Source organism: Limnobacter parvus (assembly GCF_024623725.1).
Taxonomy (GTDB): domain Bacteria; phylum Pseudomonadota; class Gammaproteobacteria; order Burkholderiales; family Burkholderiaceae_B; genus Limnobacter; species Limnobacter parvus.
Genome location: NZ_JANKHG010000015.1, coordinates 1 through 17986 on the forward strand (window position 1 = coordinate 1; position 17986 = coordinate 17986).

Consider the following 17986-nt stretch of genomic DNA (forward strand, 5'->3'; position numbering starts at 1 on the left):
GACGGGAAACAGTGTCATACGTGGGTCAAATTTCGACGCAAATCTTTACCCTAAGTGGGTCAATTTTGGATGCAACTCAACACCCGATTCCACTTGGACTTTGAAAAGGCGAATAAGGCCAACGGAAAAGCCCAGGCCATCATCTCCTCTCACTCGCCCTTTCTAGTCTCTTCGCTGCCCCACGAAGCAGTGTTCCATTTCAAGAAGGTCAATGGTGCGACGCACATGGCGAATCCACCAGGAGAAACCTTTGGCGCATCGTTTGACGTGCTGATCAAAAAGCACTTCAACCTGCGTGCAACGATTTCCGAGACGGCTGTCCAGGAAATTCGCGAGCGGCTCGCAGATCAGCAATTTACGAATAAACAGAAGTTGGACTGGCTCGAAGACTCAGTCGGCGAGTCGATGGAACGCTCGTACCTCATCAACAAGCTGAGGGCTGGCTGATGCTGTTCGAGATCAAACCGAATCTTCAACAGTCTGCGGTGTTTGATGGTCTCAACCGCTTTTTGAGAGAAACGATGCTGGCCACGCTTGAAGGTAGGACCATAGACGAAACACACCTTCCGGTGGGCCTTTGTGCAGCAATAGCTGGAAATCAGCCTACTCGCACAGCCGTTGATGCTCTCTCTGCGAGGTTGTCGGCGCTTGATCGACGGCAAAAACAAGCACTCAAGGACTCGCTTGCGCTGAACACAGATCCTTGCGTTTTCCTGTCTGATCGGACAGCGCCGCTGCCAGACATACCTGATGCGGTGTTTCCTGTCCTGAAGACTCTCGCAGTTCACCTGTTTCAGCGCACGGCGAAGCTCAGTGGCGTGGAGCAGGCATGTGGTGAATGCATCAACGACCACTACGCTCGCTTCCGTAACGGCAACGCACCAGGCAATGGCAATGTGTGCTGCGCTTGCGGAACGGAGTACCTTGCTCAGGAGGTTCGGGCTGACGAGAATGACAACGAGCAGTGGCGTGGCCCGTACGATCACCTTCTGGCAAAAGATCTGTATCCGCTATACGGAGTCGATCCTAAGAATTTGCTGCCCATCTGTAACACCTGCAACTCCAAAGCCAAGCTGGCCAAAGACTTGGTTTTCAAGGATGGGGTCCGTCGCCTCAGCTTTTCGCCGTGGACCGAACGCGCGTCGTTTCAAGAGATCGAGGTGGTTGTAGATGACGCGAGTGATTTGTTTCCGCGCGTGGTCGTGAACTTTAGGAGCGCTGATTCTGATCGACAAGAAAAGCTCGCGACCTGGGATGACGTCTACCAGATCAAGTCCCGTGTGGAGGGTGAGTTCAGAGAATTGGGAGCAAAGTTGGCCGAAGATGCTCGCGCGCCGGACGATGCATCCTTTTTGGAGAAACTCCGAGAGGCTGGGCTTGCCAAAGCCCAAGCACCAAGGCTGACGCCCTTCAACTACTGGCGCGCGCGCGTCTACGCGGCGGTAAGTGGCATGAATCCACTAAGCCGAGAGGCTTTGCGCCAAGCGTCTGCACCCACGCCCCAAGCGATTCAGGACATGGAGGCGCTGTTCTTCCAGTGAACAGCGGTCTATGTGCAGAAAAGCTGCTCCCGATCAGTGCGCTGGTGACTGCTAGGAAAGGGGCATGTCCAGATTCTTGTATAAACCTGCCGCTCAGGAGCAACATGCTGATCGACCACTTTGGCCGATTACCGGCCATAGCACCGGTACCTCTAGTTTCAATACTCAAACACCGCTCCCCGAAGGTCAGCCAGGTAACCCGCGTCCATGAACCAAGCGTTGGTCAAAAATCATCTCTCTGTGCCCAGAAAATCCAAATTTCCGCGCAACTGAGCATAACAACACGCTATGTCATCTAGCCTCAATACCAATCCAGTAAATGATCTCAGCCAAACCATGGGCACAACCTGGGCACATCTTAGGCACATCCTATTAATAGTCAATTTCCATCCTGAAGGTCACGAATTCCCGAAAATTTCGCACAAAATTTCACTTCACAAACTCGAAAATCCACGACCTTCAGGTTGATTTCCCAAACGGTCATTGGGCACAAAAATGTGAATAGGAAAATTCAAGAAATTTTTACAGATGTGCCCTGTTGACCGTTACTAGGTTTGACCGAAGGTCACAAAAGGGAAAGTGGGTTAAATCGGGGTTGGGCACCAGTTAGGCACATTTTGGGCACACGCTATTGGTGGCCTAGAAAACAAAAAAACCAACCACCGCTAAGTGATTGGTTTTAATGATAAAAATTTGGTTGCGGGGGCAGGATTTGAACCTACGACCTTCGGGTTATGAGCCCGACGAGCTGCCAGACTGCTCCACCCCGCGTCTGGTAAGAACGAAACTATAGCGACTTTTCCACTTGTGTGCAAGTGCACAAACGCAGTTGAGCGCCTGAACTCAACGTCAAAAACCTTTATCCTACTGAAACCACAAGAAAAATTCGCAGTAAAAAATGTTCAAAAAATTCCTGAAAAACCTGTCTGACAAGCCCGAGTTCATGCGCAGGGCGATGAATTTTTATTCACCACTGCGCGGCGCGGGTATTCATGTTCACCACATCAGCGCGAATTTCGACGAAGTTGAAGTGCACATGCCGCTGACCCGTCGCAATAAAAACATCATGGGCACGCACTTCGGTGGTTCGCTTTACGCCATGGCTGATCCATTCTTCATGCTAATACTGATGAAGCGCTTGGGGCACCAGTACCACGTGTGGGATCAAGAGGCCAATATTCGTTTCGTGGCGCCCGGCACATCGCTGGTGAAAGGTGTTTACCAAGTCGATGAGCAAACGCTCGATGAAATCAAATCCAAAGCGGCCACAGGCGAAAAGGTTTTGCACACTTTCAGCACCAACATTACGCACGCCGATGGCTCAGTGGTCGCGCAGGTCAGTAAAGTGCTCTATATTCGCCTGAAGAAGCAATACCGTCCCAACTCCAACTAAAGCAGCATCATGTCCAAATCCGAATACACCAACCTTCCTGTCTGGCCCGAGGCCGATACCCCCTGCGTGGGTTTTTGTTCAACCAACCTGGGCGACAACATCTGCATGGGTTGCGGCCGCACGCTCGACGAGGTGGACGGCTGGCTTTTTAAAAGCGACGAAGAGAAAGAAGCCGTTTGGACGCGCATACGCCAAGCGGGTGTTGGGTATCGCTGGGAAAGCTGAATCCAAAGGGTGGAAGTTACTCTAGAGCGCATGCTCAGTTTTTAATCAACCAACCAAAAACTGTACAAAATCAATAGGCTGAAAATTTTATCCACAGCGAATCAGGAAGGTTTTCCCCGTGCACTGTGGATAAGTTTCAGCGGCTGTGGGGTAAGCCACCGTGGGGATGTTGCGTGCACTGTTTGGATGCAATATGAATTTGTCTCCGACCTTCAAGGGTCACTTTTAGATACGGCTCACCTTGGTGGGCCGTTTTTTTAGAATCCATGGATCAATCCAGTGGTTGCCGATCTGTCGATAACGTGGTTACAATGCGCCAACGGTTTTTAATTTGCCCACAGCGCACTTGTATCACCCTGCGCACCTGCACCCCACTGGCAACAGCCTTTTCGGCCTGCAGGGCCAACCGGCACTAATTCCCATCAACACCAGAATTTCTTAAAGTGAGTCCGCCTGGATGGATCCCCAGCGCGCTAAAAACATATTAGAAGCAGCTTTGCTGTGCTCGGTTGAACCCATCGCCGTCAAGGAATTGACGCGTTTGTTTGACGAAGCCATTGATTCGTCTGTAATTACGACCCTGCTCGAAGACCTTCGCAGGGATTGGACGAACAAAGGACTTGAGCTGGTGCAGGTGAAAACCGGCTGGCGATTCCAGACCCGTGACGACATCAAGCGTTACCTGGAGCAAATGAATCCTGAAAAGCCGCCGAAGTATTCGCGTGCCACCATGGAAACCTTGGCGATTATTGCCTACAAACAGCCTGTTACTCGCGGCGACATTGAATCCATTCGTGGCGTTACCGTGTCTACTCAAGTAATGAAATCACTTGAAGACCGGGGCTGGATAGAGGCGATCGGGCACCGGGACGCCCCAGGCCGACCCGCATTGTGGGCAACCACAGCCCAATTTTTAGCTGACCTGAATTTGGCCAGCCTAAGCGAACTGCCAGCGCTGGACGATGAAAAAGACCAGCAACTGGCTGATGAACTACAGAAAGTCATTCCTTTCGATGTGGGTGACAGCGACAAAACGGAACACGATGAGAACGAACAACAAGCGCAGAGCAACTGAAACACCCAACACACCGAGAACAACTGAGACGGCGTGGGAATCTACCGCAGTTAATGTGGATTCGGAAGGATCGAATCTGGAATGGGGTGAAGTGCTTGACCAGGTTGAAGGACTGAAGTCTGAAGACGCAGGTGGCGCCAACAAAAACCGCAGCAAACTGAACGTGCGCCTGGACCCAGAGCTGGCACCCAAGCTTCACAAAGTGCTGGCCGATTCCGGAATGGGTTCGCGCCGCGAAATGGAAGAACTCATTGTTGCAGGCCGCGTTTCCGTGAATGCTGAACCAGCTCACCTTGGCCAGCGCGTGTTGCCCACCGACCAGGTTCGGGTGAACGGCAGGCTGATTCAGCGCAAAAACAAATCCAAGCCTCCGCGTGTGTTGATTTATCACAAGCCAGCTGGCGAAATTGTGTCGATGGACGACCCACAAGGCCGCACCACCGTATTTCAAAAGCTCCCCAAAATTGCCAACGGCAAGTGGATTGCAGTGGGGCGTCTTGATTTCAACACCGAAGGCTTGTTGCTGTTCACCTCGTCTGGCGAATTGGCCAACCGCTTGATGCACCCCCGCTATGAAGTACAACGCGAATACGCCGTTCGTATTTTGGGCGAATTGACCGAAGAACAGCGCGAACAACTTTTAACCGGCATTCAGCTGGAAGACGGGCCCGCGAAGTTTCTGTATGTCGATGTGGCGGGTGGCGAAGGCGCAAACCGCTGGTACAAAGTGGGTTTGAAAGAAGGCCGCAATCGCGAAGTTCGCCGCATGTTTGAAGCCTGCAAGCTGACTGTTAGCCGCCTGATCCGCACCCGCTTTGGCGACATCATGATGCCGTCCACTCTGAAGCGTGGCCGCCACATGGAAATGGAAGCGCTCGAGGCCATGTCTTACATGCAGTCTTTGGGCCTGAAAGTGGATGAAGCAGCCCAAGAAGGCGCGATTCGCCGTGAACAGAAAAACCTTGGCTCAAAATACAACAAACGCCGCAGCGGCCAGCCTTTGATCGACCCCGGCCTGGCATTCACTACACCCACACAAACTTACCTCACGGTTTCAGGCGCTACTGCAGCAGCAGCGCTAAGCAACCAGAACAATTTGTCTTCTGCGGGTGGTTCTGCCCGACGTGGTAGCAATGGTGGCACGGGAGGTGCCGGCGGAAACGGGCGCACAGGCGACCGAAATGGCAATCGCGCTGGCGCCAATGGCAGTGGGGCGGCTGCACCCGGAAAGTTCGCAAGTGCGGGCAAGCGTACCGGTGGTCCCAGAACGGGCGGACCTTCTGCCAACCGTGGGCCAGGCCGTGGCAATAGCGCTGGCAATGGCGGCGGCAATGCTGGGGGTAACGGCCCAGTGAATGGCAATGGTGGTTCTGCCCAAAAGCCCCAGCAAAGACGACGCAGAAAGGCCCCAACCGTGTAGTTCTGTGCTGGAAATGACTTGAAAACAAAGGCAGTTTCGGTTATTCTCTGAGGCTGCCTGAGCGCCCACTCCAAAAAGGGTGTCTCAAATGAAGTGGGCTTACAGGCCCATTTTTTTTTGGCAGGTCGGTTTTGGCGTACCGCAAAGTACATAGAACAAGTGAATAGGCGAAGAGAAGCGAAGTGATCAATCCTGAAGAATTTGTTGGCAATTCATGGTCTGGCGTGTGGTCAGAGCAATGGGTAACCGAAGCCGACGCCGTGATTGTCTCGCTGGGCCTTGAAGTGGCTGACATTGAACGCGAAGGCAACGGCCTGCTTCGCATCATGATCGATTCGCCCAACGGCGTTACCGTTGAAGACTGCGAGAAGGTTAGTCACCAGCTAACCCACCTGTTCACCGTAGAAAACGTCAACTACGATAGGCTCGAGATTTCCTCGCCGGGCGTAGACCGCGTGTTGCGTCGTAAAAAAGATTTCGAACGATTTCTGAATGAAGAGGTGTCCCTGAAATTCAAACGGGCCGTCAACAATCAGAAGCAGTTCAAAGGTGTATTGCAGCATGGCAAGGCCCAAACATGGGGTGTATTGGTTACACCCGATGGAAAAAACGCCGAGCCTTACTTGCTTGATTTTGAAATAGCTGATTTGGCGGGTGCCCGCTTGGTCCCCCATCTAAAGTTTTAGGAGCCCTGAATGAGCCGTGAGTTGCTTTTATTGGTTGATGCGCTAGCGCGTGAAAAGAATGTTGAAAAAGACATCGTATTTGGCGCGCTGGAATTGGCATTGGCTTCCGCAACCAAGAAGCGCTTCGATGAAGAAGTCGACGTGCGCGTGTCCATCGACCGCGACACTGGCGACTACGACACCTTCCGTCGTTGGGAAGTGGTGACCGAAGAAGACTTTTACGATCCTGCTTACCAAATGGTGCTTGATCAAGCACTTTCGCACGACTCTGAAGCTGAAATGGGCGACTTCATCGAAGAAGAACTCGAGCCCATCGAGTTTGGCCGCATTGGCGCTCAAGCAGCCAAGCAAGTTATTTTGCAGCGCGTGCGCGATGCTGAACGCGAACAGATTCTGACCGACTTCTTGGACCGTGGTGACAAAATTGTCATTGGCCAGGTCAAGCGCATGGAACGTGGCGACGCCATCATTGAAAGTGGCCGAATTGAAGCGCGCCTTCCCCGTGATCAAATGATTCCCCGTGAAAGCCTTCGCCCCGGCGACCGTGTTCGCGCTTTCCTTTGGAAAGTGGATCGCTTGGCCCGTGGTCAACAAGTTATCTTGTCTCGCACATCGCCAGAATTCATCAAGGCTTTGTTCGCCATGGAAGTGCCTGAAATTGAGCAAGGCCACCTGGAAATCAAAGGCGCTGCCCGCGACCCCGGCATGCGTGCAAAAATTGCTGTGTTGGCACATGATCGCCGCATCGACCCCATCGGCACCTGTGTGGGTGTTCGCGGTTCACGTGTACAAGCGGTAACCCAGGAATTGGGTGGCGAGCGAGTAGACATCGTGTTGTGGTCCGAAGACCCCGCCCAATTCGTAATCGGCGCATTGTCGCCAGCCACTGTGCAATCCATTGTGGTGGATGAAGACCAGCATGTCATGGAAGTGGTAGTGGACGAAGCCGAATTGGCTCAAGCCATTGGCCGCAGCGGACAGAACGTTCGCTTGGCCTCCGACCTAACTGGTTGGCAAATCAACATCATGACCCCGGAAGAGTCTGAAAAGCGTTCCGAGGAAGAAGTCGGCAAGCTGCGTGAGCTGTTCACCACCAAGCTGGACGTTGATGAAGAGGTGGCCAACATTCTGATCGAAGAAGGTTTCACCGGTCTGGAAGAAGTGGCGTACGTACCCATTGCTGAAATGCAGGAAATCGACGCATTTGACGATGAAACGGTCGAATTGCTGCGCACAAGGGCACGCAATGCCTTGTTGACTGAAGCCATTGCCCGTGAAGAAATCGTTGAAGGTGCTGGCGACTTGATGTCTCTCGAGGGTGTTGATGCTGATTTGGTGGGCAAGCTGGCCGCAGGTGGAATATCAGACCGCGAAGCCTTGGCTGAGTTGGCCGTGGATGAGCTTGTCGAAATGACAGGCATTGAAGAAGATCGTGCACGCGACGTCATTATGAAAGCGCGCGCACATTGGTTCGAATAAATCGAATCGGGTTATACAGTTTAGTTGAGACGAATCGGGCCACGTGGCCCGGTCAGCAAGGGAATTTGAAGGAATAGTAGATGACCAGTACCACAGTCGCACAGTTTGCCGCAGAGTTGAAAATGCCCGCCGATGTTCTTTTGGAGCAGCTGAAGTCTGCTGGCGTGAGCAAAGCCTCTGAGGCAGATGCAGTTACTGAAGCGGACAAGGGCAAGCTTTTGGAAAGCCTGAGAAAGGCGCACGGATCTGAAAGCGGTCAGAAGAAAATTACCCTTACCCGCAAGCAGACCAGCGAAATCAAACAAGCAGGCCCAGGCGGCCGTGCTCGCACTGTTCAGGTTGAAGTTCGCAAAAAGCGTGTGTTTGTTCAGCGTGCGGAAAAAGCGGGCGAAAGTGAGCCTGTTATGGAAGTTCAGCTTGAACCCGCTGAGCAGGCCCGCCGCGATGCGGAAGCACAGCGCCAAGCCGAATTGAAATCCCGTCAGGAAGCTGAACTGAAAGAAAAACAGGCCAAGCTTGAGCAAGAGCGTGAACGTGAGTTGAAGCTTCAGGAAGAAGCACGTCAGCGGGCTGAGGAAGAGCGCTTGGCACATGAGGCTGTTGAGCAGGCCAAAGCCGAAAGCGCGCGGCCTAGCCAGGCTGAGGAAGAGGCTGACGCCAAAGATGAAGCCGCTTTGGCGGCTCGTGCTGAAGAAGTCAGAGCCCGCGAACAGCGCGCCGCTGACGCCTTGAAAGCTGAGCAGAAAGCCAAAAAGGCAGCCGAAGACGCAGCCAAAGCCAGCGCCAATCAGGAACGTGCCCGGAAGGCTGCGGAGGCTGAGGTGGCTGCCATTAACCGCATGATGTCTCAGCCATCCAAAGTGATGAAAGCTGAAGAGCCGGTTGAGCCACCAAAGGCTGTTGTCAAGAAGCCTGAAAAAGCTGTGGTTGCCGCAGTGGCGGATGATGCATCGGTTGAGCGAGGTCGCAAAGGCGTTCGCCCTGTTGGTGCCAAAGAAGAACCAGGTCGCCGCCGCGGTGGTTTAAAGACACGTGGTGAAACAGGTGTTGGCCGTACAGGTGCGGGTGGCTGGAAAGGTCCTAAAGGCAAGAACAGTCGCCACAACCAGGAACCAAGCAACTTCAATCAGCCCACCGAGCCGGTTGTACGCGACGTACACGTGCCCGAGACCATTACTGTGGCTGAATTGGCTCACAAAATGTCCATCAAGGCAGCCGAAGTCATCAAATGCCTGATGAAAATGGGCCAGATGGTGACGATTAACCAGGTTCTTGATCAAGACACCGCGATGATCGTGACTGAAGAACTTGGACACAAAGCAATTGCCGCCAAGTTGGATGATCCGGAAGCAATGATCGAAGAGGCGGGTGTGGTTCACTCCGAAGCGCCTTCTGTTGCGCGTGCGCCTGTCGTTACCGTGATGGGTCACGTTGACCACGGTAAAACATCGCTACTTGATTACATCCGCAGCGCCAAAGTGGCCTCTGGAGAAGCGGGCGGAATTACGCAGCACATTGGTGCTTACCACGTTGAAACTGAACGCGGCATGATCACCTTTCTGGATACCCCAGGTCACGAGGCGTTTACCGCCATGCGTGCCCGTGGAGCCAAGGCAACCGACATCGTGATTCTGGTGGTTTCCGCAGACGACGGCGTGATGCCCCAAACCATTGAAGCGATTCACCATGCCAAGGCAGCCGGTGTTCCGCTGGTGGTGGCGATTAACAAAGTCGACAAGCCCGACGCCAACCCGGAGCGCGTGAAGCAAGAACTGATTACACACTCAGTGGTACCTGAAGAATACGGCGGAGACTCGCCGATGGTGCCGGTTTCAGCCAAAACGGGTCAGGGCATCGACGACTTGCTGGAGCAAGTATTGTTGCAAGCTGAAGTGATGGAGCTGAAAGCCCAAATTGAAGCGCCGGCCAAAGGCTTGGTTGTGGAATCACGGCTGGACAAAGGTCGTGGCCCAGTTGCCACTGTGTTGGTCCAAAGCGGAACCCTGAAAAAGGGCGATGTGGTGTTGGCAGGTTCTGCTTTCGGTCGGGTTCGCGCCATGATCGACGAAAACGGTCGTTCAATTGATTCCGCAGGCCCCTCAATCCCGGTTGAAATTCAAGGTTTGAGCGATGTACCCGCCGCTGGTGAAGAAGTTATTGTGTTGCCAGACGAACGCAAAGCCCGTGAAATCGCTTTGTTCCGTCAAGGAAAGTTCCGCGATGTGAAACTGGCCAAGCAACAAGCCGCCAAGCTGGAAAATATGTTCGAGCAAATGGCAGAAGGCGAAGTGAAGAGCCTGGCCGTTATTTTGAAAGCCGATGTGCAGGGTTCGCAAGAAGCCTTGTCACATGCTTTGCAGAAACTGTCTACCGATGAAGTCAAGGTTCAGGTTGTACACGCTGCCGTGGGTGGCATCAGTGAATCGGATGTGAACCTGGCCGTGGCCTCCAAAGCGGTCATTATTGGCTTCAACGTGCGTGCTGACCAGGGCGCCCGCAAAACTGCCGAGAACAACGGCGTGGACATTCGCTACTACAACATCATTTATGACGCTGTAGACGAAATCAAAGCCGCCATGACCGGCATGCTGACACCTGACAAGAAAGAAGAAATCATCGGAAACGTTGAAATCCGCGAAGTGTATAAGATCTCCAAAGTGGGTTCGGTTGCAGGCTGTATGGTCACCGATGGTTTGATTCGCCGCAGTGCAGGTGTTCGTTTGCTGCGCGACAACGTGGTGGTGTGGACAGGTCAATTGGCTTCGCTGAAGCGCTTTAAGGACGACGCCAAAGAAGTGCGTCAGAATTTCGAGTGCGGTTTGCAGTTGCACAACTACGACGACATTCAGGTTGGCGACATCCTGGAAGCATTTGAAGTGAAGGAAGTGGCCCGTACGCAACTGTAATGGTTGCGAGGGTTTAAAAGGAAAGTATGCGTCACAAGAAAAAAGCGCCAGCCAGGGGTATTCGGGTTGCCGAGCAAATCCAGAAAGACCTGGCTGAGTTGATCCCCCGTGAGTTGAGAGACCCACGGCTTGGGTTTGTCACGATCACCGATGTGGAACTGACACCCGATTATGCATATGCAACCATTTACTTTTCGGTGTTAACTGGCTCTGCCGAAACCACTGAAGAGGCATTAAATGATTCATCTGGTTTTTTGCGAAATCTGATTTTCAAGAAATTGCACATTCACACGGTGCCCACTTTGCGATTCAAGCATGACCAGTCTGTTGAGCGTGGCGCTGAGATGGCCCAGATTATCGACCGAGCCCTGAAAGGCGAGGGCGGAGGTGCCACAGGTACGGATGGTGGCAATGGTGGTGGCGATTAAAAGGCAAAAGCGTTCGTTGTCGGGCGTGCTGTTGTTTGACAAATCAAAAGGTTTTTCATCCAATCAGTCTTTGCAAATTGTAAAGCGTTTGTATTTCGCTGAGAAAACTGGTCACACGGGCACTTTGGACCCTTTGGCGAGCGGATTGTTGCCCTTGATGTTTGGTGAAGCCACCAAGTTTGCAGCTGATTTGATCGAAGCCAGTAAAACTTATCGAACAACGGTTCGATTGGGTTTTTCAAGCACCACAGGTGATGCGGAAGGTGAATTGACCCAGGTAACTACCAGGGCGCTTGAAAGTATTTCGGAAGAAGAGGTAAAACGCGTGTGCGCGCAGTTTGTTGGTGAAATTCAACAGACGCCCCCCATGTTTTCTGCATTAAAGAAAGACGGCAAGCCTTTGTACGAGTATGCTCGCGAAGGTATTGAAATTGACAGGCCCACTCGAACGCTTTTGATCCATCGATTGGATGTCATAAAGGTTGAGCACAATGCCAAAGACGGTAATCCCGACTGCAGCATTGAACTTGAGGTGAATTGCAGCAAAGGCACCTACGTGCGCACCTTGGGTGAAGACATCGCCAAGGCCTTGGGCACGGCGGGCTATCTCACAGAATTGCGCAGAACCGCAATTGGTGACTTGAAAGTGGAACGCGCGTACACCTTGGAAGCACTCAAAGTGCTCGGTGAATCGGAAACCCCCTTTGACGCTTTGGATGCGGTACTTTTCCCGGTCGATGCCCTGTTGGGCAGCTTGGGTGAGGTCAAATTGAACAATGAGTTTGCGCGGCGTTTTTCGCACGGGCAACGATTGCCACTGGATTTGGTCGACGCCAAACCGGGGCGAGTGCGGGTGTACGGAGAAGCCCCTGCACAGGATGTGAACAAGGATTTAAACAGTAAGGCCTTCAAAGGCGAGCCCAGTTTTATGGGCACAGGCATTTTAGAAACGGATGGGAAGGGCGCCTTGCTTCGACCCGACAGATTGATTCAGGTAAATCTATGACACGCGCATTACGTAACGTTGCAATTATCGCCCACGTGGACCACGGCAAAACCACACTGGTAGACCAACTTCTTCGCCAGTCCGGCACTTTCCGAGATAACGAAAAACTCGAAGAGCGTGTCATGGACAGCAACGACATTGAAAAAGAGCGTGGCATCACGATTCTGGCCAAAAACTGTGCCGTTGAATATGAAGGTACCCACATTAACATCGTAGACACCCCAGGACACGCCGACTTCGGCGGTGAAGTGGAGCGCGTGTTGTCGATGGTTGACTCGGTGTTGCTGCTGGTCGATGCCGTTGAGGGCCCAATGCCCCAAACCCGCTTTGTAACCCGCAAAGCTCTTGCCTTGGGCCTAAAGCCAATCGTGGTGGTGAACAAAGTAGACCGCCCCGGTGCGCGCGTAGAATGGGTTATTGATCAAACTTTCGACTTGTTCGACAAGTTGGGTGCGACCGACGAGCAAATGGACTTCCCGGTTGTTTATGCGTCAGGCCTGAATGGCTACGCAGGCGACACGCCCGACGTGCGCGAGGGCACCATGCGCCCCTTGTTCGAAGCGATTCTGAAACACGTGCCTGTGCGTGACGACGACCCAAATGGTCCATTGCAGTTCCAGATTACGTCACTGGATTACAACAGCTACGTGGGCAAGATCGGCATCGGTCGTATCAAGCGCGGCACGGTTCGTGTGGGTCAGCAAGTGACCTGCATCAACGGACCCGACGGTACACCTTTCAATGGTCGTATCAACCAGGTGTTGAAATTCCGTGGCCTGGAGCGTGTTCAGGAAGAAGAAGCACAAGCAGGTGACATTTGCCTGATCAACGGTATCGAAGAAATTGGTATCGGTACCACCATATGTGCAACTGATGCAGTGGAAGGTCTGGAAATTCCGGCGATTGACGAACCGACATTGACCATGAACTTCATGGTAAACACCTCGCCATTGGCTGGCCGTGAAGGCAAGTTTGTGACAAGCCGCCAATTGCGTGATCGTTTGCAGCGTGAATTGAAAGCCAACGTGGCTTTGCGCGTAAAAGACACAGACGATGACACGATTTTTGAAGTGTCTGGCCGAGGTGAATTGCACCTGACTATTTTGTTGGAAAACATGCGCCGTGAAGGCTACGAGTTGGCAGTTTCCCGCCCACGCGTTGTATTCAAGGAAATTGATGGTGTGAAGTGCGAGCCCTATGAAATGTTGACCGTGGACGTGGAAGATTCACACCAGGGCGGCGTGATGGAAGAACTGGGCCGTCGCAAAGGTGACTTGCTTGACATGTCACCCGATGGCAAAGGCCGCGTTCGCTTGGAATACAAAATTCCAGCCCGCGGCTTGATCGGTTTTCAGGGCGACTTCATGACTTTGACTCGTGGTACGGGCCTGATCAGCCATGTGTTTGACGAATATGCGCCTGTGCGTGAAGGTGGTTCTGCCGAGCGCCACAATGGTGTTTTGATTTCTCAAGACGATGGCGACGCTGTGGCCTATGCCTTGTGGAAACTTCAAGACCGCGGACGCATGTTTGTTTCTCCGGGTGAAGCGCTGTATGAAGGCATGGTGATTGGCATTCACAGCCGTGACAACGACCTGGTTGTGAACCCCATCAAGGGCAAGCAACTTACCAACGTTCGTTCCTCTGGTACTGATGAAGCCGTGCGCCTGGTTCCACCAATCCAGATGAACCTTGAATACGCCGTGGAATTCATTGCTGAAGACGAATTGGTGGAAATTACACCGAAGAACATTCGCATTCGCAAGCGTTTCCTGAAGGAACACGAGCGCAAGCGCGCAAGTCGCGACGCAGCGTAAGCTGGATTTGGCTGGTGTTCAGCCGGATTTCAAAATGGGCGTGGCTTTGGCCTCGCCCGTTTTGTTTGTAAAATGCAAAACATGATTCACCAACCCAGAATTCTTTCAGTGGCACCGATGATCGATTGGACCGACCGGCATTGCCGCAGGTTTCATCGGTCAATTACTCAGCACACTTGGTTGTACACCGAGATGATCACCACCGGTGCACTGGTGTTTGGTGATAGAGAGCGCTTTTTGGCATTCAATGAAGAAGAGCACCCTCTGGCTTTTCAGATTGGTGGCAGTGACCCCTATCACTTGGCTGAGTGCGCCAAATGGATTGAACAAGCGGGCTACGATGAATTGAATTTGAATGTGGGTTGCCCATCAGAGCGGGTTCAAAAAGGTGCTTTTGGCGCTTGTTTGATGGCGGAACCAGCCTTGGTGGCAGACTGTGTGAAAGCAATGCGAGATGCCTGTACGCTTGAGGTGACGGTGAAGCACCGCATCGGTCTTGATTACGATGAAAGCGAAACCATGCTGTATGAATTCGTCGGGAAGGTGAGTGAAGCAGGTTGCCAAACATTTATTGTTCATGCTCGCAATGCAGTGTTGAAGGGGCTTTCACCCAAGGAAAATCGCGATATTCCTCCGCTTCGTTATGAAGTGGTCAAGGGCTTGAAACAGCATTTCCCGCAGTTGCAGTTTATTTTGAATGGCGGTATTACCACCCTTGATGAAATTCAAAGTCACTTGCAGTGGGCAGACGGCTGCATGATCGGTCGCGAGGCCTATTCCAACCCATGGTTGATGTCTGGGTTTGATGCGCTTGTTGGTAAGCCGACAGCGTCGAAAACAAGGTTTGATGTAATCGATGAATTGCGTGGCTATGCTGAACAGGAACTCGCAAAAGGCGAGTCGATTCGGAATATCACCAAATCCTGGTTGGGTTTGTTTCATGGGCAGCCAGGTGGGCGCTTGTATCGGCAAGTTTTATCGGATTCAACCTTGTTGAAAGCGAACAGTTGGCAGGTTGTTGAAGATGCGCTGGCGAAAATGGCCAAGCACGCAACTGCATAGTCAGCGAAAGTTTGCCAATCAGCGCGATTCCGGTCACTCGGCGCGAGTGAAAGCCCAATCAGCGCGAGTCCCAATCGCTCGCCTGAAAACCTGTAGATCCCTTTTTGAAATTCACACTGACTCACCGATCGCGGCAAAAAAGATGGCCGCGTCTCGGTGTTGGCCCTCGGCCAAACGTGGCGTGTGAATTCAAACGGGCAGGTTTTCTTGAAGGCGAAGCGATTGGGACATTGCTGCCGATTGGGCCGTAACCTGGCCGGTGATTCATCACGCACCAGCCAACTCGGCAGAGGGTTTGCTTGTTCCGCACTTCAAGGAAACCGCCCCGTTTGATTTCAGCCGCAGCGGCCGGCCCATGGTCGGCACAAAATTCGGCCATTACTTTTGCCGAATTTTGTGAGCAAGGCTGGATATCAAAAAGGGATCAAGCGGTTTTCAGTGCGGAACGGGCAACCCCGACAAGGTGGCAATGCAAGCTGCAACGCATCGACTTCAAATCAACACCAGCTTCCCCGGGTTGAACAAATTCTTCGGGTCCATTGCCTGTTTAATTGCCACGAAAGCCCCGTAATTGCTGGCGCTTGTGATTTCGCGAAGCAATTCAGCTTTCAACTGCCCAATGCCATGCTCAGCCGACACAGTGCCACCACACTGCAAAATCGTTTCATGCACCAGCTCGTTCAATAGCCCTTGTTGTTGTTTTAGAAACGCTGCAGAATCGACGCCTTTTAGTGCCGACAAATTGAAGTGCAAATTGCCGTCTCCCAAGTGACCAAACAACACTGGCCTCACTTCTACGCCGTATTCCTCAATTGCGTTCATGGCCATGTCATGAAATACCGGCAGTTGAGAAACTGTACACGCCACATCGTGTTTCACATTCAAGCCTTCCTTGGCTTGGGCCTCTGAAATGTTTTCTCGCAACGCCCAGAAGGTTTCGATTTCCCTGCCGTTTTGGGCAATCGCAATGTTGCGCACGCTGGTTTGCTCTTCCAGCAGAGCCTCCAAAGTTTTTGTCACTTGCTCGCGCAACGCTGGTTCTGGTCCAAGTGATGTGAACTCAGCCAGAACATGGTCGCTGGCACCCGGGCAGGTGGGTGCTTTGGCTGGGAAGTGGGTTTGAACCACATCAATTGCGTTGGCATTCATCCATTCATAGCTACTGAGTTCGCTGAACAAGCGGCTTTGTAAAAAGCCGAGTGCGTCGACCGCAGCCTGAATGTCGTCTACGTTTAACCAAGCCACACAGCGGCTTTTGGGGGCAGGGTACACCTTCATGCAGGCAGTGGTTACTATGCCCAAAGTGCCTTCCGATCCAATCAACAAATGGCGTAAGTCATAGCCGGTGTTGTTCTTGCGCAAGCCGCGCAGGTCGCCGCACAAACCGCCTTGTGCATTCACGTATTCCAGGCCAAGGCACAGTTCACGCGTGTTGCCGTAACGAAGCACAGCCACGCCGCCTGCGTTGCTGGCCAAGTTGCCGCCGAGTGTGCAGGTGCCCTCAGAAGCAAGGCTGAGCGGAAAAAGAAGATCGTGTGCCAGCGCATACTCTTGAATTTCATGCAGGGTGTAGCCCACGCTGGCTGTTAAAGTCAGGTTACTTTCATCGATTTCCAACGTTTCACGAATTCGGCCTGTTTTCAAAACCACATGGGCTCGTCTGGCCGCGCTACCTTCGGCTGCCGGCACTGCCCCCCCCACCAAACCTGTATTGCCACCTTGGGTGGAAATGGCCACATTAAACTGGTCGCACAATTTCACAATGCCTTGTACCTGCTTTGTATTTGCGGGCTCAAGCACGGCCAATGCAGTGGTTTGGTAACGTTTTCTCCAGTCGGTGCAAGCATGGTCAATGTCAGCCTGTTGGGCTTTGATAATCAAACCCGGTACTTGTTTCTGCAGCTGATCAAGGAATTCTTGCATGGAGTTAAGCAGCCTTGGTTTTGGGAATTTTGTAGGTGCGTGCATACACGCTGACGCTGGCAAACAGCACAATGGTAAGAACCACCTCAAGCCCTGCCATCAATTGGGAAGCCAATGCCGGGTCGGAACTTGCACGCGTTGCGCCTTCTGCAAAATACAGCCAGACCAGCAGAGACGTTACCTGGTAGGTTCGTACACGTTGCTTGAAAATACCAGGCACAATCAACAACAAGGGCAACACCTTTAAAACCAGCCAGCTGCCACCTGGGCGAATGGGCGCAATAAATAGTTCCCAAGCCACGCAAAGGGCGATAAGTGCCAACAAACTGGAAACGGTTACCCAGTATGCTTTTTTGCGGGTCGATTCTACTTGCCGGGTGCTGCTCATCAGGATTTGTCCATGTGTTGAAGGGCCAATGCGGCTTTGGCCAAACGCGCACCCTGCGCGCGGGCCAGTGATTTTTCATGTTCGGAAATCGGATTTTGACTCTGCCCGCCTGCCCAGTGGCTTACACCATAGGGTGTGCCGCCGGTGGTGGTGTCATTCAATGTCTGTTCGGAATAAGGAATGCCGAGCCAAAGCATGCCGTGGTGGATCAGGGGCAGGGCCATGCTGGTTAGTGTAGTTTCTTGCCCGCCATGCAAGCTGCCCGTGCTGGTAAACACGCAAAATGGTTTGTTGATCAAATCGCCAGCCAGCCAATTGCCAACGGTTCCATCCACGAAATACTTCATGGATGCGGCCATGTTGCCAAATCGCGTGGGTGATCCCATTGCTAGCCCAGCACATTCTTTCAGGTCGCTCGGTTCTGCATAAGGGGGGCCGTGTGCAGGTATGTCGGCCTCGGTCGCTTCGGTGCTTGCTGATACGGTGGGAACGGTGCGTATCCTCGCTGTAACACCTTTGACCGAATCAATGCCCTGGGCAATTTCGCGGGCCAGTTGTTCAGTGGAGCCGTGGCGGCTGTAGTACAACACCAATACTTCAATCATGCTTAAGGGTTATCATGGGGGCTGTTGGAACC

The 17986-nt window shown here is 52.8% G+C and carries 16 protein-coding genes and 1 tRNA gene; 13 read left to right on the forward strand and 4 right to left on the reverse strand.

Annotated elements, in window-relative coordinates; all coding sequences use genetic code 11:
- Positions 1–69: 69 nt before the first annotated feature.
- Both NSP04_RS04940 and NSP04_RS04945 read left to right on the forward strand, forming a co-directional pair.
- Positions 70–447, forward strand: a complete 378-nt coding sequence (locus NSP04_RS04940; protein WP_257511228.1) for a hypothetical protein — start codon at positions 70–72, stop codon at positions 445–447.
- Positions 447–1541 (forward strand): hypothetical protein, encoded by a 1095-nt coding sequence (locus NSP04_RS04945; protein WP_257511229.1) that lies wholly within the window; start codon positions 447–449, stop codon positions 1539–1541. The genes NSP04_RS04940 and NSP04_RS04945 overlap by 1 nt, the downstream gene beginning before the upstream one ends.
- A gap of 694 nt (positions 1542–2235) precedes the next feature.
- On the opposite strand, the gene NSP04_RS04950 is transcribed toward NSP04_RS04945, so the two are convergent.
- Positions 2236–2312 (reverse strand) — tRNA-Met (locus tag NSP04_RS04950).
- A gap of 127 nt (positions 2313–2439) precedes the next feature.
- Here NSP04_RS04950 and NSP04_RS04955 point away from each other — a divergent pair.
- The 11 genes from NSP04_RS04955 to dusA all read left to right on the forward strand — a co-directional run bounded on the left by NSP04_RS04955 (position 2440) and on the right by dusA (position 15038).
- The gene (locus NSP04_RS04955; RefSeq protein WP_257511230.1) at positions 2440–2934 is read left to right on the forward strand and encodes a DUF4442 domain-containing protein; all 495 of its coding nucleotides are present in this window, start codon (positions 2440–2442) and stop codon (positions 2932–2934) included.
- 9 nt (positions 2935–2943) lie between these two features.
- Positions 2944–3159 carry a DUF1289 domain-containing protein gene (locus tag NSP04_RS04960; protein ID WP_257511231.1) on the forward strand — a complete coding sequence of 72 codons (216 nt, stop codon included), beginning with the start codon at positions 2944–2946 and terminating at the stop codon, positions 3157–3159.
- A 457-nt stretch (positions 3160–3616) separates the two neighbouring features.
- Positions 3617–4234: an SMC-Scp complex subunit ScpB gene (gene scpB, locus NSP04_RS04965; RefSeq protein WP_306815261.1), complete on the forward strand. Its 618-nt coding sequence runs from the start codon at positions 3617–3619 to the stop codon at positions 4232–4234.
- Positions 4203–5654, forward strand: a complete 1452-nt coding sequence (gene rluB / locus NSP04_RS04970) for a 23S rRNA pseudouridine(2605) synthase RluB (RefSeq protein ID WP_257511232.1) — start codon at positions 4203–4205, stop codon at positions 5652–5654. Before scpB ends, rluB begins: the two co-directional genes overlap by 32 nt.
- A 182-nt stretch (positions 5655–5836) precedes the next feature.
- Positions 5837–6340 carry a ribosome maturation factor RimP gene (gene rimP / locus NSP04_RS04975; RefSeq protein ID WP_257511233.1) on the forward strand — a complete coding sequence of 168 codons (504 nt, stop codon included), beginning with the start codon at positions 5837–5839 and terminating at the stop codon, positions 6338–6340.
- 9 nt (positions 6341–6349) lie between these two features.
- Complete coding sequence (gene nusA, locus NSP04_RS04980) at positions 6350–7819, forward strand: transcription termination factor NusA (protein WP_257511235.1); 1470 nt, start codon at positions 6350–6352, stop codon at positions 7817–7819.
- Positions 7820–7899: 80 nt separating this feature from the next.
- A complete protein-coding gene (gene infB / locus NSP04_RS04985; RefSeq protein ID WP_257511237.1) occupies positions 7900–10725 on the forward strand; it encodes a translation initiation factor IF-2 in 2826 nt (941 codons plus the stop codon).
- 26 nt (positions 10726–10751) lie between these two features.
- Positions 10752–11153, forward strand: coding sequence for a 30S ribosome-binding factor RbfA (gene rbfA / locus NSP04_RS04990; protein WP_257511238.1), 402 nt, complete (start codon positions 10752–10754; stop codon positions 11151–11153).
- On the forward strand, positions 11137–12159 hold the full coding sequence (gene truB, locus NSP04_RS04995; protein ID WP_306815267.1) for a tRNA pseudouridine(55) synthase TruB: 1023 nt from the start codon (positions 11137–11139) through the stop codon (positions 12157–12159). Before rbfA ends, truB begins: the two co-directional genes overlap by 17 nt.
- Complete coding sequence (typA, locus tag NSP04_RS05000) at positions 12156–13976, forward strand: translational GTPase TypA (RefSeq protein ID WP_257511240.1); 1821 nt, start codon at positions 12156–12158, stop codon at positions 13974–13976. The genes truB and typA overlap by 4 nt, the downstream gene beginning before the upstream one ends.
- Positions 13977–14048: 72 nt before the next feature.
- Positions 14049–15038, forward strand: coding sequence for a tRNA dihydrouridine(20/20a) synthase DusA (gene dusA / locus NSP04_RS05005; RefSeq protein ID WP_257511241.1), 990 nt, complete (start codon positions 14049–14051; stop codon positions 15036–15038).
- Between the two features lie 492 nt (positions 15039–15530).
- On the opposite strand, the gene NSP04_RS05010 is transcribed toward dusA, so the two are convergent.
- The 3 genes from NSP04_RS05010 to wrbA are packed head-to-tail and all read right to left on the reverse strand — an operon-like array spanning position 15531 to position 17954.
- Positions 15531–16961, reverse strand: coding sequence for an FAD-binding oxidoreductase (locus NSP04_RS05010; RefSeq protein ID WP_257511242.1), 1431 nt, complete (start codon positions 16959–16961; stop codon positions 15531–15533).
- Between the two features lie 4 nt (positions 16962–16965).
- Positions 16966–17349, reverse strand: a complete 384-nt coding sequence (locus NSP04_RS05015; protein WP_257511243.1) for a DUF2069 domain-containing protein — start codon at positions 17347–17349, stop codon at positions 16966–16968.
- Positions 17349–17954 carry an NAD(P)H:quinone oxidoreductase gene (wrbA, locus tag NSP04_RS05020; protein WP_257511245.1) on the reverse strand — a complete coding sequence of 202 codons (606 nt, stop codon included), beginning with the start codon at positions 17952–17954 and terminating at the stop codon, positions 17349–17351. The genes NSP04_RS05015 and wrbA overlap by 1 nt, the downstream gene beginning before the upstream one ends.
- Positions 17955–17986 lie beyond the last annotated feature (32 nt).